Origin of the sequence: Candidatus Thiodiazotropha sp. LNASS1 (assembly GCF_964212655.1) — a bacterium.
Lineage (GTDB): Bacteria > Pseudomonadota > Gammaproteobacteria > Chromatiales > Chromatiaceae > Thiodiazotropha.
In genome coordinates this window covers 3,109,684-3,135,279 of sequence record NZ_OZ156465.1, presented here as the reverse complement: position 1 = coordinate 3,135,279, position 25,596 = coordinate 3,109,684, and the positions used below count along the sequence as shown (strand labels likewise).

At 56.1% G+C, this 25,596-nt stretch carries 21 protein-coding genes; 10 read left to right on the top strand and 11 right to left on the bottom strand.

The window, feature by feature from the left end:
• Nucleotides 1-6: 6 nt before the first annotated feature.
• The 3 genes from AB8516_RS13750 (at nt 7) to AB8516_RS13740 (ending at nt 2,251) form a co-directional block, all read left to right on the top strand.
• Nucleotides 7-381 carry a hypothetical protein gene (locus tag AB8516_RS13750; protein WP_369161476.1) on the top strand — a complete coding sequence of 125 codons (375 nt, stop codon included), beginning with the start codon at nt 7-9 and terminating at the stop codon, nt 379-381.
• 117 nt (nt 382-498) lie between these two features.
• A complete protein-coding gene (locus tag AB8516_RS13745) occupies nt 499-1,518 on the top strand; it encodes a metal-dependent hydrolase (protein WP_369161474.1) in 1,020 nt (339 codons plus the stop codon).
• Between the two features lie 316 nt (nt 1,519-1,834).
• Nucleotides 1,835-2,251 (top strand): hypothetical protein, encoded by a 417-nt coding sequence (locus AB8516_RS13740; RefSeq protein ID WP_369161472.1) that lies wholly within the window; start codon nt 1,835-1,837, stop codon nt 2,249-2,251.
• Nucleotides 2,252-2,273: 22 nt separating this feature from the next.
• Here the strand turns inward: AB8516_RS13740 and AB8516_RS13735 are convergent, their stop codons facing one another.
• Both AB8516_RS13735 and AB8516_RS13730 read right to left on the bottom strand, forming a co-directional pair.
• Nucleotides 2,274-3,113, bottom strand: a complete 840-nt coding sequence (locus tag AB8516_RS13735; RefSeq protein WP_369161470.1) for a hypothetical protein — start codon at nt 3,111-3,113, stop codon at nt 2,274-2,276.
• 9 nt (nt 3,114-3,122) lie between these two features.
• Entirely contained in the window at nt 3,123-4,076 is a 954-nt protein-coding gene (locus AB8516_RS13730; RefSeq protein ID WP_369161468.1) for a hypothetical protein, read from the bottom strand.
• Nucleotides 4,077-4,273: 197 nt separating this feature from the next.
• Between AB8516_RS13730 and AB8516_RS13725 the strand changes: the two genes are divergently transcribed.
• Nucleotides 4,274-4,744: a GNAT family N-acetyltransferase gene (locus tag AB8516_RS13725; protein ID WP_369163290.1), complete on the top strand. Its 471-nt coding sequence runs from the start codon at nt 4,274-4,276 to the stop codon at nt 4,742-4,744.
• A 141-nt stretch (nt 4,745-4,885) separates the two neighbouring features.
• On the opposite strand, the gene AB8516_RS13720 is transcribed toward AB8516_RS13725, so the two are convergent.
• Together AB8516_RS13720 and AB8516_RS13715 are read right to left on the bottom strand one after the other, a co-directional pair.
• On the bottom strand, nt 4,886-8,110 hold the full coding sequence (locus AB8516_RS13720) for an efflux RND transporter permease subunit (protein WP_369161466.1): 3,225 nt from the start codon (nt 8,108-8,110) through the stop codon (nt 4,886-4,888).
• Nucleotides 8,103-9,152, bottom strand: coding sequence for an efflux RND transporter periplasmic adaptor subunit (locus tag AB8516_RS13715; protein ID WP_369161464.1), 1,050 nt, complete (start codon nt 9,150-9,152; stop codon nt 8,103-8,105). Before AB8516_RS13715 ends, AB8516_RS13720 begins: the two co-directional genes overlap by 8 nt.
• Before the next feature lie 180 nt (nt 9,153-9,332).
• Between AB8516_RS13715 and ubiD the strand changes: the two genes are divergently transcribed.
• Nucleotides 9,333-10,799 (top strand): 4-hydroxy-3-polyprenylbenzoate decarboxylase, encoded by a 1,467-nt coding sequence (gene ubiD, locus AB8516_RS13710; protein ID WP_369161462.1) that lies wholly within the window; start codon nt 9,333-9,335, stop codon nt 10,797-10,799.
• Nucleotides 10,800-10,845: 46 nt separating this feature from the next.
• Nucleotides 10,846-11,472 (top strand): AAA family ATPase, encoded by a 627-nt coding sequence (locus AB8516_RS13705; RefSeq protein WP_108294684.1) that lies wholly within the window; start codon nt 10,846-10,848, stop codon nt 11,470-11,472.
• Between the two features lie 120 nt (nt 11,473-11,592).
• Here the strand turns inward: AB8516_RS13705 and AB8516_RS13700 are convergent, their stop codons facing one another.
• A complete protein-coding gene (locus AB8516_RS13700; RefSeq protein ID WP_369161460.1) occupies nt 11,593-12,453 on the bottom strand; it encodes an SDR family oxidoreductase in 861 nt (286 codons plus the stop codon).
• Between the two features lie 136 nt (nt 12,454-12,589).
• On the opposite strand from AB8516_RS13700, the gene AB8516_RS13695 reads away from it, so the two are divergent.
• Nucleotides 12,590-13,615, top strand: a complete 1,026-nt coding sequence (locus tag AB8516_RS13695) for a CDP-6-deoxy-delta-3,4-glucoseen reductase (protein WP_369161459.1) — start codon at nt 12,590-12,592, stop codon at nt 13,613-13,615.
• Nucleotides 13,616-13,628: 13 nt separating this feature from the next.
• On the opposite strand, the gene AB8516_RS13690 is transcribed toward AB8516_RS13695, so the two are convergent.
• Nucleotides 13,629-14,087, bottom strand: coding sequence for a rhodanese-like domain-containing protein (locus AB8516_RS13690; protein WP_369161457.1), 459 nt, complete (start codon nt 14,085-14,087; stop codon nt 13,629-13,631).
• 121 nt (nt 14,088-14,208) lie between these two features.
• On the opposite strand from AB8516_RS13690, the gene AB8516_RS13685 reads away from it, so the two are divergent.
• Both AB8516_RS13685 and AB8516_RS13680 read left to right on the top strand, forming a co-directional pair.
• Nucleotides 14,209-14,547, top strand: a complete 339-nt coding sequence (locus AB8516_RS13685; RefSeq protein ID WP_369161455.1) for a TraR/DksA family transcriptional regulator — start codon at nt 14,209-14,211, stop codon at nt 14,545-14,547.
• Between the two features lie 77 nt (nt 14,548-14,624).
• Nucleotides 14,625-15,098, top strand: coding sequence for a discoidin domain-containing protein (locus AB8516_RS13680; protein ID WP_369161453.1), 474 nt, complete (start codon nt 14,625-14,627; stop codon nt 15,096-15,098).
• A gap of 179 nt (nt 15,099-15,277) precedes the next feature.
• Here the strand turns inward: AB8516_RS13680 and AB8516_RS13675 are convergent, their stop codons facing one another.
• A complete protein-coding gene (locus AB8516_RS13675; RefSeq protein WP_369161451.1) occupies nt 15,278-16,402 on the bottom strand; it encodes a class I SAM-dependent methyltransferase in 1,125 nt (374 codons plus the stop codon).
• Nucleotides 16,403-16,670: 268 nt separating this feature from the next.
• Between AB8516_RS13675 and AB8516_RS13670 the strand changes: the two genes are divergently transcribed.
• On the top strand, nt 16,671-20,510 hold the full coding sequence (locus AB8516_RS13670) for a BTAD domain-containing putative transcriptional regulator (RefSeq protein ID WP_369161450.1): 3,840 nt from the start codon (nt 16,671-16,673) through the stop codon (nt 20,508-20,510).
• Nucleotide 20,511: 1 nt separating this feature from the next.
• Here AB8516_RS13670 and AB8516_RS13665 read toward each other — a convergent pair whose 3' ends face one another.
• The 4 genes from AB8516_RS13665 to AB8516_RS13650 all read right to left on the bottom strand — a co-directional run bounded on the left by AB8516_RS13665 (nt 20,512) and on the right by AB8516_RS13650 (nt 25,570).
• The gene (locus AB8516_RS13665; protein ID WP_369161448.1) at nt 20,512-22,194 is read right to left on the bottom strand and encodes a diguanylate cyclase; all 1,683 of its coding nucleotides are present in this window, start codon (nt 22,192-22,194) and stop codon (nt 20,512-20,514) included.
• Nucleotides 22,191-22,844 carry a cytochrome c gene (locus AB8516_RS13660; RefSeq protein WP_369161446.1) on the bottom strand — a complete coding sequence of 218 codons (654 nt, stop codon included), beginning with the start codon at nt 22,842-22,844 and terminating at the stop codon, nt 22,191-22,193. Before AB8516_RS13660 ends, AB8516_RS13665 begins: the two co-directional genes overlap by 4 nt.
• 243 nt (nt 22,845-23,087) lie before the next feature.
• On the bottom strand, nt 23,088-24,371 hold the full coding sequence (locus AB8516_RS13655) for a heme biosynthesis HemY N-terminal domain-containing protein (protein WP_369161444.1): 1,284 nt from the start codon (nt 24,369-24,371) through the stop codon (nt 23,088-23,090).
• Nucleotides 24,368-25,570 (bottom strand): uroporphyrinogen-III C-methyltransferase, encoded by a 1,203-nt coding sequence (locus AB8516_RS13650; protein ID WP_369161442.1) that lies wholly within the window; start codon nt 25,568-25,570, stop codon nt 24,368-24,370. Before AB8516_RS13650 ends, AB8516_RS13655 begins: the two co-directional genes overlap by 4 nt.
• Between the last annotated feature and the right edge of the window lie 26 nt (nt 25,571-25,596).

Genomic DNA, 25,596 nt, shown 5'->3' with positions numbered 1-25,596 from the left:
AAAAAGATGTTAAAGCAAATAATATTAGTGCGACTGAGTTACTGGATTGCGGCACTAGCTGATTTTGCAATCGCAATTCTGACATGGATGCCGGAAAGAATGGGCGTAGACGAAATCGTTTATCCGGGTGGTCTTGCGTCCGTTATTGCATTTTCATGGGGTGTGATGTTGCTGATAGCCGATAGAAAGCCTCTTGAGCGAAAATGGATTCTGATTCCAACGATACTTGTCGTAGCGTTAATCGCGGCAATTAGAACGAAATTCGCACTGGACGGGGCAATCGATTTCAGTTTCCCCCTGCTTCTTTTTGCAATTACTCTGATTATCCTTATGGCGTATAGCTATTACTACGCAACTAAAATGCAAATGAGCAAGAACTAAAAGGGAGCGGCGCGTAAATGGCTGAAGAGACGAAATCTCTTCGATTGCGGAGTCTCCGATTCTCAGACACAATTCGTTTCCTACCCGTTTGCATTCCTCTTCGTGGAGAAATCGCGTATGGATCCGTTCACTCAGATATTGCTCGGTGCGGCCGTCGGCCACGCGACGCTGGGTGCACGTGTCGGTCGCAAGGCGCTTTTCTGGGGGGCGGTATTCGGCGGGATACCCGATCTCGACGTGCTCATACCCCACGCGGACGCGGTGGCGGCCGTAACCCACCACCGCAGCTTCAGCCACTCCCTGGTCACGCACACCATCGTCGCGCCGATCCTGGGTGCCGGGCTCGCACGCCTGCATGCGAGAGATGGTGCGTCAATCGCTCGCTGGACCCTGCTCGTGTGGCTCGCGCTCGCAACACACGCCCTGCTCGATGCGGCCACCATCTACGGCACACAGCTCTTCTGGCCGAGCACGGGGCCGCCGATCGGGCTCGGCAGCATCTTTATTATCGATCCCCTGTATACGCTGCTGCTGCTCGTCGGGGTGCTTTGGGCTGCGCTCGCCAGGCGCAAGCCAACCGTCGGACGACGCGCGAATAGGATCGGCCTTGGCCTGAGTACCGTCTATCTCGCAGGCGCCATCTTCATCCAGGCGCAGGTTCGTGACATCGCCGAGAGTGAACTGGAACGCCAGGGCGCTGCGTACGATCGGCTTATAGCGACGCCGACACCATTCAATCTGTTGCTCTGGCGCGTCGTCGCTGTGACGCCGCATGGCTACCGGGAAGGCTACTATTCGCTGCTCGACCCGTTGCCCGAGATCCGATTCGAACAGTATTCAAGCGACGAAAGCCTGCTCTCGTCGGTCGATGATGCGCCCGCAGTGACGCGCCTGCGCTGGTTCACCAAGGGCTTCTATCGCGTGCGGGAGATCGATGGTCGAGTGGAGATCACCGATTTACGCATGGGCTTCGAACCGCGCTACATATTCTCCTTCGTTGTCGGTCACCGACAGGAAGGCGTTATTCGCCCGTTGATCCCGTCCGAACGCGTCCCCGCCGAGCGCCCCGACGCCGAGGCATTGCGGTGGGTGTGGCGGCGAATGCTTGGCGAGACGAACCGGGCTGACCCGAATTAAATAATCACTAATTATTTCAGGAATTGATTGCATGCCAAACAATCTCTATCTTGGACATGGAGATTGTTCTAGTTCCCACGCTCCTGGGTGGGAACTCATATCTCTCTGATACCCTACCTGCCGTATGCATTCCCACGCTGGAGCGTGGGAACGATATAACGTTCAGTCTTTTTAGACGGCATTTCAGGACAGGATTTGATTGCAAGTCTAACAACAGTTATCGTGCACAGCATGATTTATTTACCGACATGAAATCGATTCAATAACCCGCCATCGCCGGATCGCCTTGGCTCGACCATAATGAAAGGATTCGCTCATGGATATCAAGCAAACGCTCGCCCTCACCCTGGTCTCTATTCTGACCCTCAGCACACCGATTTCCGCCCATGCCAGAAACTGCATCAAGGGTAAGCCTTGCGGCAAGGGTTGCATTGCACTCAACAAGACCTGCCGTATCGACACACAACCCAGCAGCAAAGGTGACACATTAAGATACGATCCTGCACTGCAACCGGGCGCTGTCATCCGCAGATCCGTACTTAAGCTGCCCAAGGTCTATATCGTTACCGCAGAATCGGTCAATGCAAAGGAGTCGCCCTACTCGTCAAATATCACCGGACGTTATAAACAGGGACAAAGGCTGTTTGTGTATGAAACCGAGCATGCCTGGGCGCGGATCTCCAATATGCAACCGGATGAATGGGTGCAACTTGAGGCTTTACGCTTGAAATAAACTACCCATGTAGAGGCAGCAGTCACTCATTACGATTCACACTGCGAATCAGCTCAACCGTCTCGCCCAGCTGGGCTGGCCCGACATCGGCAGCCATAGCGGAAAATCCAATCACGGGAACACCTGTCCAGCTGTTATTGGGATCGCTGCCCAAACCACCTGCGGCTTCGGTTAGGGAACTTATACCGGGATTGCTTTCATAGATGTACTTACGTGAGTTAATAGCGAAAGTCATCCACCCGGCTCCAAAACCGGCATCAAAATTCAACTCAAAAACACCCGGTGAAGACGTACCGAGCAATGGGATTGTGCCACCACTCGCTCGGACGATACGATTAACATTGACACTGCGGTTCATGACGTAATGCGCTATTGCAGAACCGATGGGGACTGGTGAAATTTCACAGCCCGTAAAACACATCGAAGCTGTTTGCTCTTCATAGTCATAGTAGACTATTTGACTAGAGACATCCCCATCCGAATCCTGATCCGGTTCAAAACCTACATTCGTACAGTACCCACCAGTCCCATCATGTGGGTAGTCCTGAACCAACTCCCCTAACGAGCCGAGGGTCACCTCCCGGCCATCGTTGACACCGTCATCCAAGGTACCCACACAAGCCGTCTCGTTCTGATCCAGTTGGTTTGTGAGGGTGCCGCCGTTATAGATCCCGTGCTTGCGCATTGGAAAGGTCAACACAATGTCTGTCTCTCCAAGGACGCTCTCATCAATAAAATAGGGACCTGATACCATATCAGCGCTGAGCACCATGGCAATCGGCAATGGATTCGACCCCATCGGCACCGACGGCAGCGGCGAGATGTCATGCAGCGCGCCGGTGTCGTATTCAGTCAATGGCATGGTGTCGCCTTATTTCCCATCTCCCAGTGCATTGGTGATGTAGGCTTCACGAACATCCCCCGACGCCAGGGAGGGCAGGCGGTAGTGCACCGGATCATCGGGCAGGTAGTGCTGGGCGACGGTCGTATAACGGTCGATGTGCACCCCCTCCTGCACGAAGGCCGCCCCTGTGGCCACGTTGATTAGGATACCGTAGGCGTTGATGCCTCCGCTCGGTGCCACCAGGCCAGCGTTGTGGCTGTGATCATAGGGTAGGGCTGGATCGCCGTTGTCCTGGGCCACTCCGCTCGTACCCATGCTACCCGGCTCGAAGCCATTGATGGAACTCGTACTTACCTCACCCGCTTCCCAGGCATCCGCCACTACGGAACAGTCCACCGGCAGCCCGTAAGCATCATGCAACAATCCCGTCGGGATAGAGCGATCACCGGCAGCAATGTTTATCGCTCCGTCGGCAACCCCGCCCGCATCGATCTCGGCCTCGAACCCCCCATCCAGTACCGGTCCGGCACCATCGGCGATATCCCCCATCTCGATGATCTCCACATAGCCTTCCGTCAGATCCGCGTCAGTGGTCTCGGTGTAGGGATTTTCCAGGTCGATGCCGGCCTGCAGCCCGGCCTTGGCGGGATAGGTACAGCTTTCGTCCTCGGTGATCAGGTTGGGCAGCCCCGTATCCGGATTCATGCGCAGGGTGGCGTTCCAGACATCGTAGGGGGAGAGATAGAGGTTGATGTTCAAGAGGTCCGCACCGATGCGGGAATCAAGCAGGCGCACCCGCACCGCCTTGAACATACCGCTGGTATTGGTCACCGTGAAGTTGGTGATGAAGTTGTTGTTGACTGTGTAATAGGGCAACAGTGCAACTTGCCCGGTGCGGTCGTGGTTGACATGGACTGCGAAAGTAGTGCTCGCTGCAGCCATGAGCAGCAGTACGATGACGGATTTGAGTCCCTTCGGCACGGATCTGACTCCTTGATATCCTTTGAAAACCTAGCGCGATGCTTAGCGAATCATCCCAAGGATACTAAAATAACATTGATCAAGTTATGGCGCACGAAATAATGAGCGGTTATTTTCTCGTTCCCATGCTCCTGTGTGGGAACGAGAAATCAAGTGTCGGCTTCTTATACAAAATGAGTTATGCGGAATAATATGACATCACGGCGGCTGACAACACCCATTTCGAAGGGATAATCGGGCTGTTCACCACGCCTGAGGAGTTGTTTTTGATTTACCCGTCGGGCACCTGGCCCTTCGACAAGGCGCAACTTGAAAAACTCGCCAGGGAACGGAGCGACTTCACCGTGGTGCTGGACAACGGACGGGTCATCGGTTTCGCCAATCTCTATACCAGCATTGCCGGCGACAGGTATTTCATCGGCAATCTGGTCATATCGGATGCCTACCGGGGCCAGGGTATCGGCAGGCGCCTGATCCGTCACATGTGTGACAGGATCTTCGAACGCTATGCTTCAACCGTCTACATTTCGGTGTTCACCGACAATACCCCGGCACTGCTGCTCTATGCCTCGCTCGGCTTCATGCCTTTTGACATTGAACGGCGCACCACGCCGAAGGACGACAGTGCCGCACTGCTGCATATGCGTCTCGATGCGCGGAGTTGGTGAGTTTAAGTCCGCAAATGAACGCTAATTAACGCTAATTAACGCAAATGTTGTTCATTTCAGTGAGAAAAATTCGCGTAGGTTGCGGTGATTCGCGTCCATTTGCGGCTTATGCGGCCCTCCAATAAGGAGGACCACTGTCAGCTATGAATCCCCGGCACGAATGAACTCGACCCGATTCCGCATCGCCGCATAGTAGACCACCGGGATCACCACCAGGGTCAGCACCGTGGAGACGAACAGGCCGAAGATCAACGAGACCGCCAGGCCGCTGAAGATCGGGTCGTCGAGGATGAAGAATCCACCCGCCATCGCAGCCAAGGCAGTCAAGGCAATCGGCTTGGCGCGTACCGCCGCCGAGTCGATAACAGCCTGTTCCAGTGCCATCCCCTCCCTCACCTGCTGGTTGATGAAATCGACCAGCAGGATGGAGTTGCGCACGATGATGCCCGCCAGGGCGATCATGCCGATCATGGAGGTGGCGGTGAACTGGGCCCCGAGCAGCGCATGCCCGGGCAGGATGCCGATCACGGTGAGCGGAATCGGTGCCATGATCACCAATGGCACCAGGTAGGAGCGGAACTGGGCCACCACCAGCAGGTAGATCATCAACAGGCCCACCGAATAGGCGATGCCCATGTCGCGGAAGGTATCGTAGGTGATCTGCCACTCCCCGTCCCACTTCAGACTGTAGGCGTAGGGATTCTCCGGCTGCCGCAGGAACCACTGCTCGATGCCGCCATCGCCCTGCAACTGATCCGAGATCTCGAACAGGCCGTAGAGCGGGCTGTCGGTCTCCCCCGCCATGTCACCGGTGACATAGACCACCGGCAGCAGATCCTTATGGTGTATCGAGTACTCCCTGACCCGCGGGATCACCTGCACGATCTCCGACAGGGGGACCAGCTTGCCACTCTGAGAGCGTACCCGCAGGGCGAGCACCTGATCCAGATCGGCCTTGTCGGCTTCAGCGTATTCGATCCGGATCGGTACCGCATATTTCAGATTCTCCCCATGGAGATAACTGGCATCCTCGCCTGCGAGCACGGTTGACAGGGCCTCCGCCACCGCACTCTGGGGTACACCCAGCCGGGAGGCCTTGGCCCGGTCGACCTGGACCACGAACTTGGCGGAGGGATACTCCACGCTGTCATCCACATCGATGATATCCGGGGTGTTCTCGAACACCTTGCGCACCTCCCAGGCCGCCTCGGTCTGACCCTCGTAGTCGAGGCCGTAGACCTCGGCCACCAGGGGCGACATTACCGGCGGTCCGGGGGGTACCTCCACCACCTTCAGATTGCCGTTATACTCCCGGGCAATAGTCTGCAGTGGTCCACGCACCGCCAACGCCACCTCGTGGCTTTTGCGTTCACGGTGTTGCTTGTCCACCAGATTGACCTGGATGTCGCCCAGGTTGGCCCCTTCACGTAGATAGTACTGCCTGACCAGGCCATTGAAGCCGATGGGGGAGGCGGTGCCGGCATAGACCTGGTAGTCGGAGACCTCCTCGACGCCGCCCAGATAGTCCCCCAGCTCATCCAGCACCCGCGCCGTCTGCTCCAGGCTGGTCCCCTCCGGCATATCGAGCACCACCTGGAACTCTGACTTGTTGTCGAAGGGGAGCATCTTCAGCACCACCGACTTGGTCGCCACCAGGGCGAGGGAGGCGGCGATCAGCAGCAAGATCGATCCCAGCAGCACCCAGCGCATGCGATTGCCTCGTTTACCCGCGAGGAATGGGGCCATCACCCGGCTGAAGAAGCGGCTCAGCGCCGTCTCCTGGTTTTCCTCATGGGCATGGCTGGCGATCCGTTCCGCCTGGCTGGCCAGAATCCGGTTGGTCATCCATGGGGTGAAGACAAAGGCCACCACCAGGGAGATCAGCATGCCGGTGCTGGCATTGATCGGAATCGGGCTCATATAGGGTCCCATCAGCCCGGTGACGAAGGCCATCGGCAGCAACGCCGCAATAACGGTAAAGGTCGCCAGAATGGTCGGACCGCCGACCTCGTCCACCGCCTTGGGGATCGCCTCCAGCAGATGCCTGGAACCCATCTGCAGGTGGCGATGGATGTTCTCCACCACCACGATGGCGTCATCCACCAGGATGCCGATGGAGAAGATCAGGGCGAACAGGGAGACCCGGTTGAGGGTGAAGCCCCAGGCCCAGGAAGCGAACAGGGTGATCGCCAGGGTCACCACCACTGCGGCGCCGACGATGAACGCCTCGCGCCAACCGATGGTCAGCAGCACCAGCCCCACCACCGAGAGGGTGGCGAAGGCGAGCTTGCTGATCAGCTTGTTGGCCTTGGCCTCGGCGGTGGCGCCATAATTACGGGTGATGGTGGCGTGCACACCTTGCGGAATGAAAATGCCGTCCAGTTGTTCGAAGCGCTTGATCACCGACTTGGCGATATCCACCGCGTTGGTACCCGCCTTCTTGGCGACCACCACGGTGACCGCGGGAAACTTCCCTCCCTTGGGCAGCTGTTTCTGCTCCCCTTGCGGACCCGCCCCCATCCAGACATAGTGCTGGGGCTGATCCGGCCGATGGACCACCTCGGCGACATCCCGCAGATAGACGGCCTTGCCCTCTCTCACGCCGACCACCAGGCTGCCGATCTCATCGGGCGAGGTGAGGAACGTGCCCGCCTGCACCAGCAGCTCCCGGTTTTCTGCGGTGACCTCGATGTTGTCGCGGATATGATTGCCCGCCTGCAGGGCGGTGCGCAGATCGCTCAGATCGATGCCGTGTCCCGCCAGCGACTGGGGGTCGAGCAGCACATGCACCACCCGGTCCGGATTGCCGATGGTGTAGATATCCCGGGTGCCGGGAACCCGCTTCAATTCAGACTCGATGGCATGGGCGACCTGGCCCAGTTCGTAGGCGCCGATTGCCGGATCCTCCGACCAGAGGGTTGCGGTCACGATGGGCACGTCATCGATGCCCTTCGGCTTGATGATCGGCTGTCCCACCCCGAGCCCCTGGGGCAGCCAGTCCTGGTTTGCGTAGACCTTGCTGAAGAGCCTTACGATGGCATCCTCCCGATCCTCGCCCACCAGAAACTGCACGGTCAGCACCGCCATGCCGGGACGGGAGGTGGAGTAGACATGCTTGATGCCGTCGATCTCCGACAGCACCTGCTCAGCCGGAGTCGCCACCAGGTTCTCGATCTCGGTGGCGGTGGCGCCGGGAAAGGGAATGAAGACATTGGCAAAGGTAACGTTGATCTGCGGCTCTTCCTCACGCGGCGTCACCAGTACGGCGAATACCCCCAGCAGCAGCCCCACCAGGGCCAGCAGAGGCGTGATCTCAGTGATCAGGAAGCGCTTGGCGACGCTGCCCGAGATACCCAGCTTACTCATCGTGACTCTCCGCCAACTGCTGTTTCAATAAGGTGGCAGCGGCCACGGGGTCGGTTGCCACTGCTTCACCCTCGGAGAGTCCGGCGATAATCGACAGCATGCCGTCGACGGCATGTTCTGCGGCCCTAATCAACCGGAAACGGATCCGCTGGTCTTGACCGACCACATAGACCGCGGTCACCTCGGAGCGATAGACCACGGCCTCACGCGGCACCACCAGCTCCTTCTTGACGCCGGTCACGAAGGCAGTCTTGACGAACATGCCGGGAAACAGATCCTTCAACCCTTGCGGCAGATCGACTCTCACCCTGAAGGTGCTGCTGCTCTGGTCGGCAAAGGGAAAGATAGTCAGACCCTCTCCCTGAATCGCCTCGCCGTTCGGCAGCAGAACCCGCGCCTTGCCCTGCGCCCGTATCACCGGGATCAGGCTCTGGGGCAGTTCCACACTGACTCTCAGCTGGTCGAGAGAGATACCGCTCATCAACTTCTGCCCCGGGGAGGCGATCTCACCCACCTCCACATGGCGATGGGTGACAATGCCGCTGTAGGGTGCCTTGACCCGGGTGTATTCAAACTGCTCTTTGGCCTGGGACAGGCGGGCGTCCGCCGCCTCCCTGCGCGCCTTGGCGGATTTCAGCGCAGCGGTGGATTTATCCAGTTGGGACTGGGATGCAAGCTTGCGTCCGAAAAGATCCTTGGTGCGCTTGAAGTCATCCCGGGACTCCTGCAGTCGAGCTGCGGCCTCCTTCAGGTCGGCCCGGGCCTGATCCAGGCCGGCCTTCTGCTCGGTGTCTTTCAGTTGCACCACCACCTGTCCCTTTTCCACATAGTCATCCACATCGAACAGGATCTCTTCCACCTGACCCCGGGTCTGGGCTGAAAGTGTGGTCTGATTGATCGCCTCGACCACCCCGTCGAGCCAAAACTCCCTGACCGCTTCCCGTTTTGCCACGGTGACGGTATCGAGCTCGGCCGATTCAACCGCCGATAAACCGGGCAGCAGCACAAGGCCAAACATTAATGGAATCAGTAAACGCCTCATTGTAAGGACTCCGATAAGTATATTAGATTTTTCTTATATTAGTGTCTCGCCAAGATTTTTCAACCACATACATCAATTTTGGCAGTTATTTACGACGACAATCACCACATCACGGGTATCGCTTGACCTCCATGCTGCCTCTGGTAATGTCTCAGGCAGATACAATCGACAGCCGGCCCCATGAAGTACAAAGACTTACGTGATTTCATTCAACAGCTTGAATCCCGCGGTGATCTGAAGCGTATTCACACCGAGGTGGATCCCAAGCTGGAGATCACCGAAATCTGCGACCGCACCCTGCGCCGTGGCGGCCCGGCCCTGCTGTTCGAGAAGGTCAAGGGTTCCCCCTATCCACTGCTCGGAAACCTGTTCGGTACGCCGGAACGGGTCGCCATGGGCATGGGTGAAGAGCGCGTCGACGCCTTGCGGGAAGTGGGCAGGCTGCTGGCGTTTCTCAAAGAGCCAGATCCGCCCAAGGGCATGAAGGACGCCTGGGACAAGCTGCCGGTTTTCCGCAAGGTGCTCGATATGGCTCCCAAAGAGCTGCGCAACGCACCTTGCCAGACCGTTACACAACAGGGGGACGAGGTCGACCTGACCCGACTGCCGATTCAAACCTGCTGGCCCGAGGATGCCGCTCCGCTGATCACCTGGGGCCTGGTCATTACCCGCGGCCCCAACAAGTCGCGCCAGAATCTCGGTATCTACCGCATGCAGCTGCTCGGCCCCAACCGTCTTATCATGCGCTGGCTGGCCCATCGCGGCGGGGCGCTCGATTTCCGCGACTGGCAGTCGGCGCATCCCGGAGAACCCTTCCCGGTCTGTGTCGCCCTCGGGGCCGACCCGGCCACCATCCTGGGTGCGGTGACCCCGGTGCCGGATACACTCTCCGAATATGCCTTTGCCGGATTGCTGCGCGGCAGCCGCACCGAGGTGGTGAAATGTTTCGATTCCGAGCTTCAGGTCCCCGCCTCCGCGGAGTTCGTGCTGGAGGGCCATATCCATCCCGACGATATGGCAATGGAAGGTCCTTATGGCGACCACACAGGTTACTACAACGAGGTGGAGCACTTCCCCGTTTTCACGGTATCGCGCCTGACCCATCGCGAGGAACCGATCTATCACAGCACCTATACCGGCCGCCCCCCGGATGAACCGGCGGTACTCGGTATGGCATTGAACGAGGTTTTCGTACCGATTCTGCAGAAACAGTTTCCTGAGATCGTCGATTTTTATCTTCCCCCCGAGGGCTGTTCCTACAGGCTTGCAATTGTCAGTATGAAAAAGCAGTATCCCGGACATGCCAAGCGCGTCATGATGGGGGTATGGTCATTCCTGAGGCAGTTTATGTACACCAAGTTCGTGATCGTCGTCGATGATGATGTCGATACCCGGGACTGGCAGGATGTCATTTGGGCCATGACCACCCGCATGGATCCGGCACGGGACACCACCATCGTTGAAAACACACCCATCGACTATCTCGACTTCGCCTCGCCGGTATCGGGCCTCGGATCCAAAATCGGGCTTGATGCGACGAACAAACTGCCCGGCGAGACAGACCGGGAGTGGGGACGGCCGATCACCATGACACCGAGCGTCAAGCAACGCATCGATCAGATTTGGGATCAGCTCGGGATCGACTAAACTAAAGCCTGATAAGACTAATCCACAAAGAGGGTAGGGAAGTATAATGCGCACAATCATGTTGATGAACGCCAAGGGGGGTTGTGGCAAAACCACCATCGCTACCAACCTGGCCACCTGGTACGCCGATGAAGGCAAAAAAGTCGCCTTGGCAGACTTTGATACGCAGCAGTCGACCATCGACTGGCTGGAAGCGAGGAAAGATTACGAAGGCATCCCCGATATCCAGGCCATCAATGCGGTGAACGAGCCGGTCAGACCCGCCAAAGGGACTGATCTGCTGATCATGGACGCACCTGCCGGTGTGCATGGCAAGGCCATCAATAAAATGTTGCTTCGCGTGGATACACTGATCCTTCCCGTGCTTCCCTCCCCCATCGATATGCGCGCCTGCAGCCGCTTCCTCACCGAACTGCTGGCCAGCGGCCGGGTCTCAAAAAATCAGACACGTATCGGCATTGTCGCCAACCGTGCCAAGGAGCAGACGCGTATCTACCACGACCTTGAGACCTACCTGGGTCATCTCAAGATCCCCTTTATCACCCATCTGCGGGAGAGCCAAAACTATATCCGCTCCGCGGAAAAGGGCCTGGCCATATTCGAGCTGGCCCCGTCCCAGGTCTACAAGGATGTCATTCTCTGGGATCCGCTGTTCAAATGGTTGAAGGTTTAACCCCGGATTTTACAGTTCAACCCACGACTCCGGCGGTTGACGCTTATCATTCACAGTAGCGGCAGGGATGCCGCGTGAGCCCCATCAGTATGGAGATCAGAACAAAGGAAGCGCCGATATCTATACACAGGCCGATAGACCCTTCTCCAGATCCGGATAGTCCAACACAACTCCCAGCTCTTCAAGCAGTTTACGATTGCTCAATCTGCGTGACTCTTTCAGATAGGAGAGCATCCCCGGTGATAACCTTTGTTGCGCCTCCTCAAGGGAGATGACCGGTGGCCGCGGCAAGCCGAGATAATCGGCAACCCGGTTGAAATAACGGGTCATCGGTTCAGGGACGCCATCGCAGACGTTGTACACCTCCCTTGACGCGCCACGCTGCATGGCGGTCCGTGCAATCTTTACCAGGTCGAGGCTATGGATATGGTTGGTGATGGGGGCATCCTCCTCGGCCACCATGGGTTGGCCACTACGCAATCGCTCAACCGGCAGTTTCCCGGGACCATAGATACCAGCCACCCGCAGTATCACCAGTTCACGCCCGGTTTGTTCACTCCATGCACGCCAACGCAGTTCTGCATCGAGACGCCGTTTCGCCCGATCCGCCATCGGGGCAGGCGGGCGAGTCTCATCCACCCATGCCCCCCGGCAGTCACCATAGACGCCACTGGTGCTCAGATAGACCACTCTTTGTGGCGAAGGCCCCTCCATAAACTGCTCGATGAGGCGGCCGACCCGCCCATCTTGCTGACCGCGAGGCGGTGGTGGCGCAAAATAGAATAGCTGCTGAGACTCAATCAGGTTCGCTGCCGTGAAAGGCTGATCCAGATCGATCTGAACCGCTTCGATACCGGCACGTTCAAGTCTTTCGATACTCTGTTGCGTGCGCACGATCCCGGTGGCGGTTATTCCCTCGGCGGAATATGCCTGCGCCAACCTGGTACCGATATCACCGCAACCAATTATGGCCACACCCATAACCCAATGGACTCCCGGTTTAATTCCTGACAAAAATAGGAGAGAATTCCACTCCAACCCCATAATTACAGAAGGTCGATTGAGGATAACGTATTGTTATGCCGATTGTATCGACTCATGAATGAGAAACTACCCCATGAGTTTTAAAGTGCATGTTGAGCCAAGCGGCCACGAATTCTCAGTCGAAACGGGTGAGACCATACTCGATGCCGCGATCAGGCAGGGCGTCAATCTACCCTACGGCTGCCGCAACGGCTTCTGTGGCGACTGTCTGGCGACCCTTGCAGCGGGCCAGGTCGACTACCCCAACGGGAAACCACCTGTGATGGCCGATGACAGCAATGGCGAATGCTATATTTGCCAGGCGGCTCCCACCACTGACCTCATCATCGCAGTCAAAGAGATCGTCCAGTCAAAGGATCTTCCGGTCCGCACCATGCCCTGTAAGATCGACCGCATTGAGCGACTCAACGAAGATGTCATCAGACTCTACCTGAAGCTGCCCGAGGGAGAGCGCCTTCAGTTCCTGGCCGGCCAATACCTCAATTTTATCCTTCAGGATGGTACCAAACGGGCCTTCTCCATCGCCAACGCCCCCCATGACGACGATTTTATCGAACTGCATATCCGCCATGTCGACGGCGGTCTCTTTACCGACATACTCTTCAACGGTATGGAGGAGAAGACCATCATGCGTATCGAGGCGCCCCTCGGCAACTACTATCTGCGGGAAGATTCAACCAAACCGATTATCCTGATGGGCGGCGGTACGGGCTTTGCCCCCCTCAAGGGCATCATAGAGCACGCTTTCCAGATCGGTATCCAACGACCTATGCATCTCTATTGGGGCGTACGTTCCAAGAGCGATCTCTATCTGCCGAACCTGCCTGAGAAATGGGCCGCCGAATACCCCCATTTCAACTATACGCCGGTGCTTTCAGAACCTGATGACGACTGGTCCGGACGAGCGGGTTGGGTGCACGAGGCCGTTATCGTGGACCACCCTGATCTGAGCGGCCACGAGGTCTATATGAGCGGTCCGCCTCCGATGATAGAAGCCGGCAAAGAGGCATTTCTCAACCATGGCCTGGCCGGGGAAGAGCTCTATTCGGATTCGTTCGAATACGGCGCCGCCGCTACCAGGCAAAAGACTGGGACCTAGGGTCCTTTACTGTTCAACGATTTGAATCCATGGCACGGGCGTGCGCATCGAAACCGCCTCTTGCCTGCCATTCGCGCATCCCACCCTGCAGGATTCTCACGTTCTCATGGCCCGCCAGGCGGAGAGCGAAACCGGCCTGAGCCGACAGTGATCCGGTATTGCAGTAGACCAGTACCGCCTTGTCCCGGGGTAACTCCGAACGCCGGGCCAGGATCTGACGCCATTCGATATTGACCGCCCCGGGAATATGCTCCTGCTCATACTGGGACGCACTGCGCGTATCGACAACGAAGAAGTTACCCCAATCCTCGGCGGGTATCTGTTGTGAAAAGATGGTTGCACCACCATAATCGACAAACTCGAGATACTCCTCCATCGCCTCGACAATTTCACTCCCTTCATCTGCCTCAGCGTTGTGGGCGCTCAGGATAAGGCAGAGTACCAGTATTCTCTTCATCGGATATCGTTTCATGGGGAAGCGCTCTTATTCGATTCTGTCATCCGCAAGCGACGGACAAGCCGGCAGCATGCTTGAGGTACACTATACCGATAACGCACTTACCCAATAACCCCGTGACAACTAAGATAATATAATGACACCGGATGAAATCACACTGATCAGAGAGAGGTTGCTGCAACTGCAAACTGAATTGCGCGCAGTGGATGAAATGTCCCGGTCGGCGGGAGAGACCGTTGAACTGGACCAAAGCCGGGTCGGACGTCTCAGCCGCATGGACGCCATGCAGGCACAGCAAATGGCACAGGAAACCGCTCGGAGGCGTCAACATCAACAATCGATGATAGAGGGGGCCTTGCGTCGAATCGAAGCCGGTGAATATGGCTACTGTTTCATCTGCGGGGAGGAAATCGATGCCCGTCGACTTGCAGCCGACCCGACGAATACACGCTGTATCGCTTGCGCCGAGGCGTAAAATAGCCTATCAACTTCAGTTCTGATGCCATGGGGCTCTATTCCATACACCCACTCTTGTGCTCAGGAGTCATTTCGATGCGCAAACGAATCATCCCGGATAGATTGCAGGATAGCCACTCTCACAACCAGGACTGGCTGTGTCTGAATGAGATTGCCGAGGTTGAAATAACCTCTGAGGATAGCGAACACCCAATCGAGTCGGCACTGCTGTTCAAAGAGACCTCAGGATGGCGTGCCTCCCGACCCGGGAAGCAGACCATCCGGCTACTCTTTAGCGAACCTCAGAGCATCAGGCTGGTTCGGCTCAAGTTCACGGAGCGCCAAACTCAACGCACCCAACAGTATCAGCTGCGCTATTCACTGGATGGTGGACGATCATTCCAGGAAATCGCCAGACAGCAATGGAATTTCAGCCCTCAAGGATCCACATCCGAGACGGAAGAACATCAGGTCGACCTTACAGCCGTCACACTGCTTGAGCTGGTCATTATCCCGGATATAAGCGGCGGTGACGCAATTGCATCCTTGTCTCAGTTCAGGCTTGCTTAAAACGAGCGCAGGCGGGGATCCAGAATGCTTGATGGTGACGGGATCCCTGGATTCCGGCCTGCGCCGGAATGACGAAAATCCTGAAATTCGTCTTAAGTAAGTGCCATTCGGCTAGGGCCTATTAACACTAATCCAATAGGCCCTAGTACCACTCATACATCGCAGAAAAGAGCGCTCCATCAATTCAATGAATCGCTGACCTGACCAGGCATTTTTCGGATGATATAGAAATAGTTCTGAAAATCGTGATCCAACTCCTTTACCACAATATCATCGAAACCAGCCTCATTCAGCATCTTTAAGGCAAGCTCCCTGCCCCACACCGTACCCAGGCCGGCACCGTTCTGAGCTAATGAAACCGTCATACAGTGCATGGTCGAGAGGGTGTAGAGCAGTGGTCCGATCGGGTGTTCAAGATTGTTGTGCAGATGACTCGATCCCTTGATGTCCTGCATCAGATAGATGCCGTCATCACGCAGCGCACTATGAATGGCAGAGAGTACCATGTCCGGCGATTTCTGATCATGGATGGCATCGAAGGTTACGATCCAATCATAAGCCCTTTGTTCATCCAGGGTGGCGACATCCTTGACCTCAAACAGAAGGTTGTTCAATCCTTGCCGGTCAGCCTCTTTGCGCGCCCATTCGATGGCCTCCTGTGAGAAGTCATAGCCTGTGAAGCGGCTGTTCGGAAAGGCTCTCGCCAATTGCAGCAGCGCCTGACCACGGCCGCAGCCCACATCCAATACATCGATGCCCTGTTCCAGACGCGACAGCTGCCCGTCGATCAGCGGCAGGATATGTTCAAACAGGGCGCTGACCACTGTCTGACCGCTATCCTCGGCCATCACTTCATGAAAGCGTGTATAGCGTTCGTAGGGGACGCCGCCACCATTGTAAAAACAATCAATGACTTCCTCTTCCACCTGCCCGAGCAAAGGAATGTATTGAGCAAACACTGCGACGTTGTCCGGGCTGGCATCTCTGGTCAACAGATCAGCATGGGCCGGAGGCAGGGTATAGCAGCCAGAATCCGCATCATAGGTAACGATAGCGGCAGTCACCATGGCACCCAACCACTCCCGGACATAACGCTCATTCAATCCGGCGGACTCAGCGATCCCCTGACTATCACTCGGCGGGATCCTGGCCATCGTATCGAACAGTGCGGTGCGGTGACCGATGGAAATCATCAAGGCAATCGCTCCATGATTGAGTATCTGTAATAGTTCTTCGGCAAAAATCGCGGTTTGGTCATTGGATTCTGACTGGCCGACGGGGGGTAGATTGACGGGTTGGCACATAACTTGTCTCCTTTGGTGCATTGTTGTGTCAGTTGAAATACGCTTTTTCCAAGACGTTATGTGCTACTTTAATTAGCAAGCGTCACAGTAGCCGGTCGCTATCCGTCAAAAGAACGTCAAAAACAACCGAATGGTTAATTTTTTTTGAGGGCGTGTACCTATTTTTTCATTTGGGCCTGCATGTATGGCTATGACGATACCTCCCACGCTTGCAAGTATCTCTGAATTGAACAAACACACATAACAGAGCCAACACCGGGAACCCTGTATGGAACTGTCACTTTTCGGCGGCTTTCAACTGATTGACGATAGCGGCACTGCTGTCGATTTGAGGTCGCGCAAAGCCAAGGCACTCCTGGCCTGGCTGGCCTTGCACCAGGAGAAGCCTCAACCCAGGGACAGGTTGGCGCTGCTATTGTGGGAGGAGAGCAATGATGCCCAAGCCCGGCACAGTCTGCGCCAGGCTCTCAGCGGATTGCGCAAGGTATTGGGCGATCACGCCGATGCGCTTGCTGCCGATCAGGAGAGCGTGTTACTTAAAAGCGGTCATATCGATACCGATACCGGAACGTTCGATGGCCTGTTGCAGCATCAGCAGTCTCCAGAGCACCTGATCGAGTTGGCATCTCTCTACAATGGCGAGTTCCTGGAAGGCTTCAACCCCCGCGCTAACAACTATGAAGAGTGGCTGATGACCCAACGCAGCCACTATCGGGAACATGCCATCAGCAGTATGTCTAAACTGCTGGATCACTACCTGGATACCGCTCAGTTTGAGTCGGGAATCCGTCTGGGGATAAGACTGCTCGGCAGCGATCCCCTCCAGGAGCAGGTCCACCGCATCCTGATGCAGCTCTATGCCCGGCTTAACCGGCCCGCCGATGCCCTGCGACAATTTCGCCAATGCCGGCGTTTGCTGATGCGCGAACTCGGCCTCCCTCCGCAGCCAGAGACAGAGCAACTGTATAGTGATATCCGCCGTCAACGCAGCGGGGATGACAATGACAACGCAGCTGTCGAGCCGGACAGCCCACCAACCCGGAAACCATACCTGCAGCAACCATTATCCAAGCAGACCGCTCAGCCCCAACCCCAGCTGTTGCGCACGGTGGCCGTTGCCCATCTCCATCTGGCACACTATCTTGATTTGATGGCTGCAGGCGATCCTGAGAAATTGCACAGGGCGAACAAGCAGTTGCTTGCTCACCTGCCCCCCCTGATCAACCGCTATGGCGGAATCCTCCATCACCACCATGGGGATGCCATAGTCATACTCTTCGGTCTCGAAAAAGCCCATGGCAATGAGTGTGAAAAAGCGCTTCAAATGGTGTTCGAACTGATAACGAAAACCGAGCGGTCCAGTGATTGGCCGCATCAACTGGGGATTCAGTGCGGTATCGCCACAGGATCAGTGTTGAGCGATCCCGACGGAGCCGTATCCGGAGCGGTATTTGCCCAGGCGGAACAGTTGGCGCGCTCAGGTGCGCCTGGAGAGCTTCTGCTTACCGAGCCGGCCTATCTGGGTCTTCGTCTGAATATCGAGGCGACAAGACGGGATGATACTGTATGGCGTGTCGCGACAGTCAAATCAGGGGAGGCGCAACATAAAAACTGGCCCCCCTTCGTCGGACGAAGCCGGGAGTTGAGGCAATTCAACGCCGCCCTGGTGGCCTGCACCGAAGATCTGGCGGGCGAGACCTATCTGCTTCGTGGAGAAGCGGGAATAGGTAAAACACGTCTCGTGGGGGAGATCTGCCGACATGCAGTTCAGATGGGCGTCATTCCTCACCGGACACTGGTGCTTGACTTCGGTATGGAGTCAGCGACAGAACCCATTCCCTCACTGTTGCGTCAACTAATGGGACTCAGCAATCGTGCCACGGCTGATGAGATCGAAGCTTCGGTAAAGCAGGCAATGGGGCAGGCGTGGAACCCTGCCATCTACCCAAGCATACTGCAACGTTTGTTTCATCTGACCATCGATGAGGAACCGGCCACCTCTATCGGCAGCATCGGCGACGAGGCGCAGCGCCGAGGGGCTCAACAAATCCTCCGATCCATTCTCGCAAATGCCTCTCAGGAGGCCCCGCGACTGCTGATTGTGGAAGATATCCACTGGGCCGATCAGACGACCCTTAACCATATCGCCGAACTCACGGATAGTGTCAGTCGACATGCGGCCCTGCTGCTCATTACATCCCGAGTCGAAGGTGAACCCCTCGATCCGGCATGGCGCAGCGCTATGCATGGGGCGCCCTTGACCACGCTCGATCTAAGCCCACTATCCAAAGAGCATGCAAGAAACCTGGCGCAACAGATCGCCGACCGGGATCAGGCATTCGTCTCCGCATGTATCGACCGTTCGGGAGGCAATCCTTTATATCTCGAGCAGCTGCTTCTGGGTACCACCGATCCGGGGAAGAATGTACCGGACTCGATCCATAGCCTGGTGATGTCGAGACTCGATCTGCTCGCCGATGAGGACCGGCTGGCCGTTCAAGCCGCATCAGTGCTGGGGCAAAGATTCAGGCTGGATGCCGTGCTCCAGCTACTCGGTAAAAACGAATATCGACCCGATGCCCTACTCAATCAACGTCTGCTGCAACCCGAGGGAGAGGACTATCTCTTTGTCCACGTACTGTTGCGCGATGCTATCTACGACTCATTACTGGCATCCCATAGGCGTGCCCTCCATTTACGGGCAGCGGCATGGTACCGACAACGTGACGCCGCCCTGCATGCCCGGCATCTCGACTTTGGTGGCAGTGAGGATGCGGCGGATGCCTATCTGCAGGCGGCCCTGCTGGCGGTACGCATGGCTGACTTCGAGCAGGCCTTATCGCTGGCCTCCCGTGGTGCCGAAATTGCGCAATCAGCGCAATTGGGCACCCAACTAAACTGCCTGCAAGGCGACCTGCTGATCCAGGCAGGCGCAATCTCATCCGCCATCCATGCCTTCGCCGCTGCCGCAGATTCGGCTAGCGATGACCAAATCCGATGCCGTGCATTGATCGGACGGGCCACCGGCCTGACGGTACAGGACAAACTGGATCAGGCGCTGGAGACACTTGATCATGCCGCACCCCTGGCGGAGATGAGCCAAAACACCGCCTTGCTCACAGAACTGCACTATCGAAGGGGTGATATTCTTTTCGCCCTGGCGCGCACTGATGAGTGTCTACAGGCCCACCAACAGGCTGAGACCCTGGCCAGAGAGTCCGCCAACCCGCTGCTTGAGATTCGCGCCCAGGCCGGGATGGCGGATGCCTGTTACGCCAAAGGGCTGATAATGACGGCAAGGGATTATTTCGAGCGATGCCTGGAACTGGCGAGGACAGAACAGCGCCTGCCCCAGGAAGTCGGCAGCCTGTCCATGTATGGTTTGACCCATCTCTATACCGGCTCGGTAACCGAAGCATTGGCGACCCTGCAGGAAGCGGGAAAACTCGCTGCAGAGTATGGCAATCTCAGGGCCGAGATGACGGCCTATATGAATCTCGGCCTGGTGTTGCTGTTTACCGAAGATATCGATTCCGCGGAACGTTACGGTCATTTCGGCCTGAAGCTGGCGCAGCAGCTCCGTGCCAGTCGTTTTTATGGTGACAACCTTGCCCAAATCGGTGAAGCCAAGGTACTGAAGGGGGAGATTCAAGAGGGCCTCCACTACCTGGAGCGCGCCTACCGGGCGGCACTTGATTCCGTACCGACCCACATCGCTCCCTATATTCTCGGGGTGTTGGCGCGCGTGACCAGGAATGAGAAGCAGCGCCAGGATGCGATTCGCGAAGGGCAGCGCTACCTGGACCAGGGCAGCCTCAGCCACAACTATCTCCATTTCTATCAGAACATGATTGAGGTCTATCTGCACAAGGCGGAACCGGAAAGGATGCTCTATTACGCGGATGCCTTGGCGGAATACACCCGGGACGAACCACTCACCTGGAGTGATTTCTATATCGAACGCGGTCGCCTATTGGCATCACACCTTAGAGGCGAATGCGACCAGATGTCTCAACAGGCCGAAAATCTGCTCGATGCGGCGGCCAGGGCGGGCATTCATACGGGCACGCAGGAACTGAAGGCCGTTATTGCGCCCGGAATAAAATAGATTACTCGCTGATCACTGCAAGGCGCGAGATGAATTCGCCAGCGGTTGAGATCACCACCTGATTGCGCCCCCTTTTCTTTGCCTCGTAGAGCGCTTTATCGGCGCGGTTCAACAGATCGTTGAAATCGATATCACCATCCTCGATCTCACTGGCGCCGACACTGACAGTGATGGAAATCAGCTGCTGTCCCTCTCGATAGGGCATCGCGGCTATCTGATCACAAATCCGCTGTGCCAAATTACTACCGTTCTCGATATTCGTTTCCGGCAGCAGAATCGTGAACTCCTCTCCACCGTAACGGGCCATAAAATCCTGCCCGCGGATCGAACCGACGCAGATATCGGCCACATGCCTCAGCACACTATCCCCGACATTGTGGCCATAGGTATCGTTAATCGACTTGAAATGGTCGAGATCCAGCATCAATACGGAGAGATGTCTGGTGAAACGGGTCGCGCGCTTGAACTCGCGCAACGCGACCTTATCCAGTTCACGCCGATTGGCCAGCCCGGTGAGATCATCGGTGGTGGCATATTGCTGAAGCTTCCGGAAGGCCTGTTTTTTCTGCACGCTGTTCTTGGCAAACAGGACACTGATTACCCCGGCAACCAAAAACAGCAGCAGGTAGGTAATGGTGGCAACGATCATGCGTTTGGCTGTGAGATCTTCAATCAGGCTATTGGAGATATGAGAGAGGAAGATCCAATATCGTTTCTCCGCCCTGCTAGGGGAGGGGACGATCGTTTCATCGACATTTTCCAATGTTCCCAGCCTGTTGCGTACTAAAGGATAGGCCCTCTTGAATATATAAACGCCGTCGTCGGTAAAGAATGAACCTTTTTCGCTGCTGGTGACGGAAGCCCAGACATCTGGCTTTTGTGTAGCGAAGGTCTCGTCACGACCATACATAAAACCCCACAATTGCTCCTCGGGTACGCCCTGCAGCCAATGGCCCTGACTATTGAGCATCACCGCATTGCCGCGCAGGGTTTCGAAATTGTCGGCGATCCGTTGCAACAGTTCATTCGGGGTATAATTGATGATGACGATACCCCGCTTTCCCCCATAACCGTCGGATACCGGTGTCGCAAAGCGGACCGTAGGTTTGATCGGCTGCTCTATCACGCCCCGTTCCACATTCAGATCCAGGGGAGAGATATAGATCTCACCCAATGCCAGCTTCATCGCCTCCTTGAAATAGTAGCGATCCGCCTTATTTTGCATCTCACTCTGGGGGACGATCTCCTGCACATTGTCGTCACTGTTGATGCGAATGACTTCCATGCCGCTGTTATCAATGTATCGCAATTGAAAATATTTCGGTTTCCGTCTTGCGAAGAGTGAAAACTCACGTGCGACACGTATCCAGTGCTTCAGGCTCGGATCATGGATGTAACTTCTGAGCACTTCCCCTTCCGCCAGCACCATGAGGTCCGAGAGCTTCTGTTCAAACAGCAGCGAGGTCAATTCGCTGGCGCTGTTCAACGCTGCCTCCTCACGAATCAGTGTCGTCTGCAGTTCATATTTTTCGGTCTGGGTGGAGAAGGCATAAAAAATCGAGGCCAGCAGCAGGGAGGCCGGAATGAACAGCATCAGGAAACTGAGTATCAACTCCTTATGCTCAGAAAAACCGTTCTCTTCAATCTCACCGTCGCTCTCGACAGGTGGCACGAGATTATTCATCTCTCCTGCAACCCGCGATCTTTCCAGGTACGCTCGGAACGCCTCTCTGCAACCGGCAGCATCCTGGATACATAGTCGGATATCGCTTTGAAGTCACGATCCTCAAAGGTCTCGATGACTTTAACCATCTCTTTGTTGCTGTTGCGCCGCTTGCCGTTCTGTATCCAGATCAGCTGGCGCAGAAGATAGTTGTAGTGTTGGCCATGGATGGCCGGATAGGCCTTTTCGAATAGTCCCTGACCTTGTTCGCCATGACATTCAATGCAGTACTGTTTGTAGAGCTTTTCACCATGCTCGAGGTCACTGCCGTCACCCTTGCCGGTGGCGGTTGTCATCTTCAACGATTCGATATAGTGAGCCACATCCGCAATGGCTTGAGCGCCACCTATCTCTTCAGGTATGGCAAAAGGGTACATGGAGGGATTATCGCGATTTTTAGCGCGAATATCGGCCAGTTGCTTGATCACTACCGAACGGTGCTGACCGGCAATTTGCGGATAGGCGCCGTTCGGGGTTCCCCAGCCTTCCGGCATATGGCAAACCGCACAAGTCTCATACACGGCCCTGCCCCGTGCATAATCCGGGTCCAGGTTCATGGCCTCTATACGTTCCAGATCAGCGTTGTCCCAACCTGCATTGGCATTGGGCATTACTATTGACAGGGAAAAGACAATTAATTTTACCCAATTATTGTACACGGCTCTTGAAGCCCTCATGCTGATCAGTTGTTTATCTGGTGTGCAACTCCTTTTGAACGGTCATATGTTATCGATGTATAACCCTTATTAGGTATGGGGTATATATGAAAAATCCTGGTTGTTCAACCAACTGTTTTGCTCAATTACAACCAGTTAACATTATAGTAAAGATGAATTCTGCTACAGCAAGCAAGGTCAGGATCTTGCAGGTGTGTTCAAAGACTCACTGTATGCGGCATCGTCGACAACCGATTTATTGCTCAATACAGGCCTGCTACCTATGGGTGGCAGGGACCGCTGCGGTTCCGCATGTTGCAAGGCCAGGCCTGCGCGGAAACAGCGTAACGCCCCATCGTCTTCACCCAAACGCTCCAACAACAGACCGAGCTGTTGATAGGACTCTGGTGTCGCTGAAATGCCGATACTGGCTTCCAGATAGCTGCGCGCCTTACCCCACAATTTGTTCTTCAGGGAGAGCCTGGCTAACGTCAACAGCAGTCCAGAGTCCTCCTGGCGGCTCTTAAGCCAGCCCTCCGCCATCTCCAGCTGGTGGGAGGGGTTGGCAAGTTCGATCAGACCGTACAGGTTGACCAATTCGCTGTTCCACTCGCGCTGCAAAGAGGCGGCTATCAACGGTTCAATCCGGGATCCTGCGTCCAGGGCCATCATATATTCGCAATATTCAAGCAATATCTCCTGCAGTTGCCTGATGCCCTTGGGTATGCGCGACCAGTATTGCAGCAGGCCTTCAAGGGTTGAGGATTCCTGCTTCAGGCGCTCGCGATAGACACGTATCTCCAGCTCCTGGTAGTCGGATTCGTTGATGACCTTGCGGCGTTTCAGCTCCGGCAGCATCTCTTCCAATTTTTTCCACTCACCGAGATTCTCATACAGTTTCTTCAGTAAGGTCAGCACATAATTGTGTTTTGGCGACAGTGATCGCACATGCATCAGGGTCGCCAGGGCCTGCTCGTACTGCTGATGAGCCAACTGCAATTCAGCCTGGGTGAGCCCCACCGCCACGTCGGCCGAGGGCATGCTCTCGTGGGCCAGGTGGAGATAGTCATCCCGCCGGGTATGTTCGCCCTGCAGCTGAGCGGCGCGGGCTGCCGCCAGATAGTTAAGCAAAGGGGTTTCGGATTGAGCGACATTACGTGTCAGATGCCTCTCCGCAACCTTCCAGCGCCCTTCAGCGAGCTCCACCAGCCCACGGGTCAGGGCCTGTCTGGCCTTGAAGCTTCGGCGCTTTCTCCGCCACTCGGCCACACGCTCCGGCATTTGCCAGATTCGTGAAGCCGTCCTGAGGGCAATATAGGCAACCAGAAACAGCGCCAACATGGCCAGGCTGAACAGCGCAAGGCTGCCTTCGATGGTCCAATGACCATAACCGATCAGGATATAACCGTTATCCTGCTTAACCAGCAGTGTGATCGCTACTGCGGCGAACAGCGCAAGAAAAGCTGCGATCAATGTTCTCACCGGAGACCCTCCCGGTTCATCGTTTGCCGTCTCTTCTGCAGCGCACGCAAGGAGCCGGAGATGTCCGGCAGCTCAGGTGCGATCACCCTTGCCGCCAATCCCTCCAGTTGTGACTTGAACCCGATCACTTCAGGTGCCGTTGCCTGGAAATAGTGATCGACCCACTCTGCCGCACTGGTCAGGTTGTCGGTATAGAGGGCCTGGTTTCGTCCCATCATCGCCGCTTTCGCATTCTCGATTTTGAGACTTAGATTCTGCAGCAGAAAGTAGCGCTGCTCGGGTGGCAGCATGGCGCTTACAGGACGATCATGATGACGTATCACCATCATCGATTTGAATCCCTGCCAAAAATCGTCAAGCAGTTTTTGCAGTGTGAATTCCCCATTATCGGCAATTTCCGGCAAGGAATCCGGCTGAGCCGAGATAGGACCCTGAACCATTCCTGCATCCCGCAGGGGAAGCGCTTCAACTCGTTTCGCAAGGGCATTCAGTTCGGCGCTGATTCCGGCACTGTCCACCTTCGGCAGGGCTGTCAATCGAGTGATCTCAGCTGCGATGTTCTCCCGCACTCCCGACCAACCGGGATCACCGCTTGCAGTCAGTCGCTCATCCGCAGATTTCAACGCCTCCATGGCCGTGTTCGGGTCGCCCATGAGGGTTAGCCGATGATTGGCGACACGCATCAGATATTCGGCCTCTGCGACCCGCCACTGCCCCTCCTTGCCGCCCATACGGGTTTGAATCTCCGCCAGCGAGCGGTAGAGTTGATCGCCCTGTTGCTGTGATGCCTCCCTTGCCAGCCGGATACTCTCCGCCTGCTTCTCCAGGGCACTCTTTTGTGCCGCAATCGCCTGTTGCTGTTGTTCGAAATGCTGTCGTGTCTGCGCCAGTTGCCGCTCAAATTGAGACTGTTCCTGATTGGCCTTTACCAGATCATCATTGAGTGAGACCAGGGTCTGTTTCATGTCAAGCCAATAGCGGTAGCCAAGCACCAGGCCGGCTGTCACCGTCAACAGCGCTACAACCGCCAGTAGGATAGGTAGACGGGTGGAGCCGGATCTGCCTGCGGATTCATCGATTCGCTCCACCTCACCCTCGATGGTATCCGTGAATTCCGCCTCAGTTTCTGCCTGGCTGCTGCCAGATTCATCGATTTTTTCACTCATATCCTGCTCGCTCTCAACTCCCGTATCAGCCATCCCGCAACGCCAGTCCTGACGTTTCG

What these genes read in the sequence shown, in the direction of transcription:
- AB8516_RS13675 (WP_369161451.1), bottom strand. Translation starts at nt 16,402, where the DNA reads ATGTGCCAACCCGTCAATCTACCCCCCGTCGGCCAGTCAGAATCCAAT.
- AB8516_RS13735 (WP_369161470.1), bottom strand. Translation starts at nt 3,113, where the DNA reads ATGCCATTGACTGAATACGACACCGGCGCGCTGCATGACATCTCGCCG.
- AB8516_RS13685 (WP_369161455.1), top strand. Translation starts at nt 14,209, where the DNA reads ATGACACCGGATGAAATCACACTGATCAGAGAGAGGTTGCTGCAACTG.
- AB8516_RS13705 (WP_108294684.1), top strand. Translation starts at nt 10,846, where the DNA reads ATGCGCACAATCATGTTGATGAACGCCAAGGGGGGTTGTGGCAAAACC.
- AB8516_RS13680 (WP_369161453.1), top strand. Translation starts at nt 14,625, where the DNA reads ATGCGCAAACGAATCATCCCGGATAGATTGCAGGATAGCCACTCTCAC.
- AB8516_RS13690 (WP_369161457.1), bottom strand. Translation starts at nt 14,087, where the DNA reads ATGAAACGATATCCGATGAAGAGAATACTGGTACTCTGCCTTATCCTG.
- AB8516_RS13650 (WP_369161442.1), bottom strand. Translation starts at nt 25,570, where the DNA reads ATGGCTGATACGGGAGTTGAGAGCGAGCAGGATATGAGTGAAAAAATC.
- AB8516_RS13745 (WP_369161474.1), top strand. Translation starts at nt 499, where the DNA reads ATGGATCCGTTCACTCAGATATTGCTCGGTGCGGCCGTCGGCCACGCG.
- AB8516_RS13670 (WP_369161450.1), top strand. Translation starts at nt 16,671, where the DNA reads ATGGAACTGTCACTTTTCGGCGGCTTTCAACTGATTGACGATAGCGGC.
- AB8516_RS13720 (WP_369161466.1), bottom strand. Translation starts at nt 8,110, where the DNA reads ATGAGTAAGCTGGGTATCTCGGGCAGCGTCGCCAAGCGCTTCCTGATC.
- ubiD (WP_369161462.1), top strand. Translation starts at nt 9,333, where the DNA reads ATGAAGTACAAAGACTTACGTGATTTCATTCAACAGCTTGAATCCCGC.
- AB8516_RS13715 (WP_369161464.1), bottom strand. Translation starts at nt 9,152, where the DNA reads ATGAGGCGTTTACTGATTCCATTAATGTTTGGCCTTGTGCTGCTGCCC.
- AB8516_RS13750 (WP_369161476.1), top strand. Translation starts at nt 7, where the DNA reads ATGTTAAAGCAAATAATATTAGTGCGACTGAGTTACTGGATTGCGGCA.
- AB8516_RS13660 (WP_369161446.1), bottom strand. Translation starts at nt 22,844, where the DNA reads ATGCCCAATGCCAATGCAGGTTGGGACAACGCTGATCTGGAACGTATA.
- AB8516_RS13700 (WP_369161460.1), bottom strand. Translation starts at nt 12,453, where the DNA reads ATGGGTGTGGCCATAATTGGTTGCGGTGATATCGGTACCAGGTTGGCG.
- AB8516_RS13695 (WP_369161459.1), top strand. Translation starts at nt 12,590, where the DNA reads ATGAGTTTTAAAGTGCATGTTGAGCCAAGCGGCCACGAATTCTCAGTC.
- AB8516_RS13665 (WP_369161448.1), bottom strand. Translation starts at nt 22,194, where the DNA reads ATGAATAATCTCGTGCCACCTGTCGAGAGCGACGGTGAGATTGAAGAG.
- AB8516_RS13740 (WP_369161472.1), top strand. Translation starts at nt 1,835, where the DNA reads ATGGATATCAAGCAAACGCTCGCCCTCACCCTGGTCTCTATTCTGACC.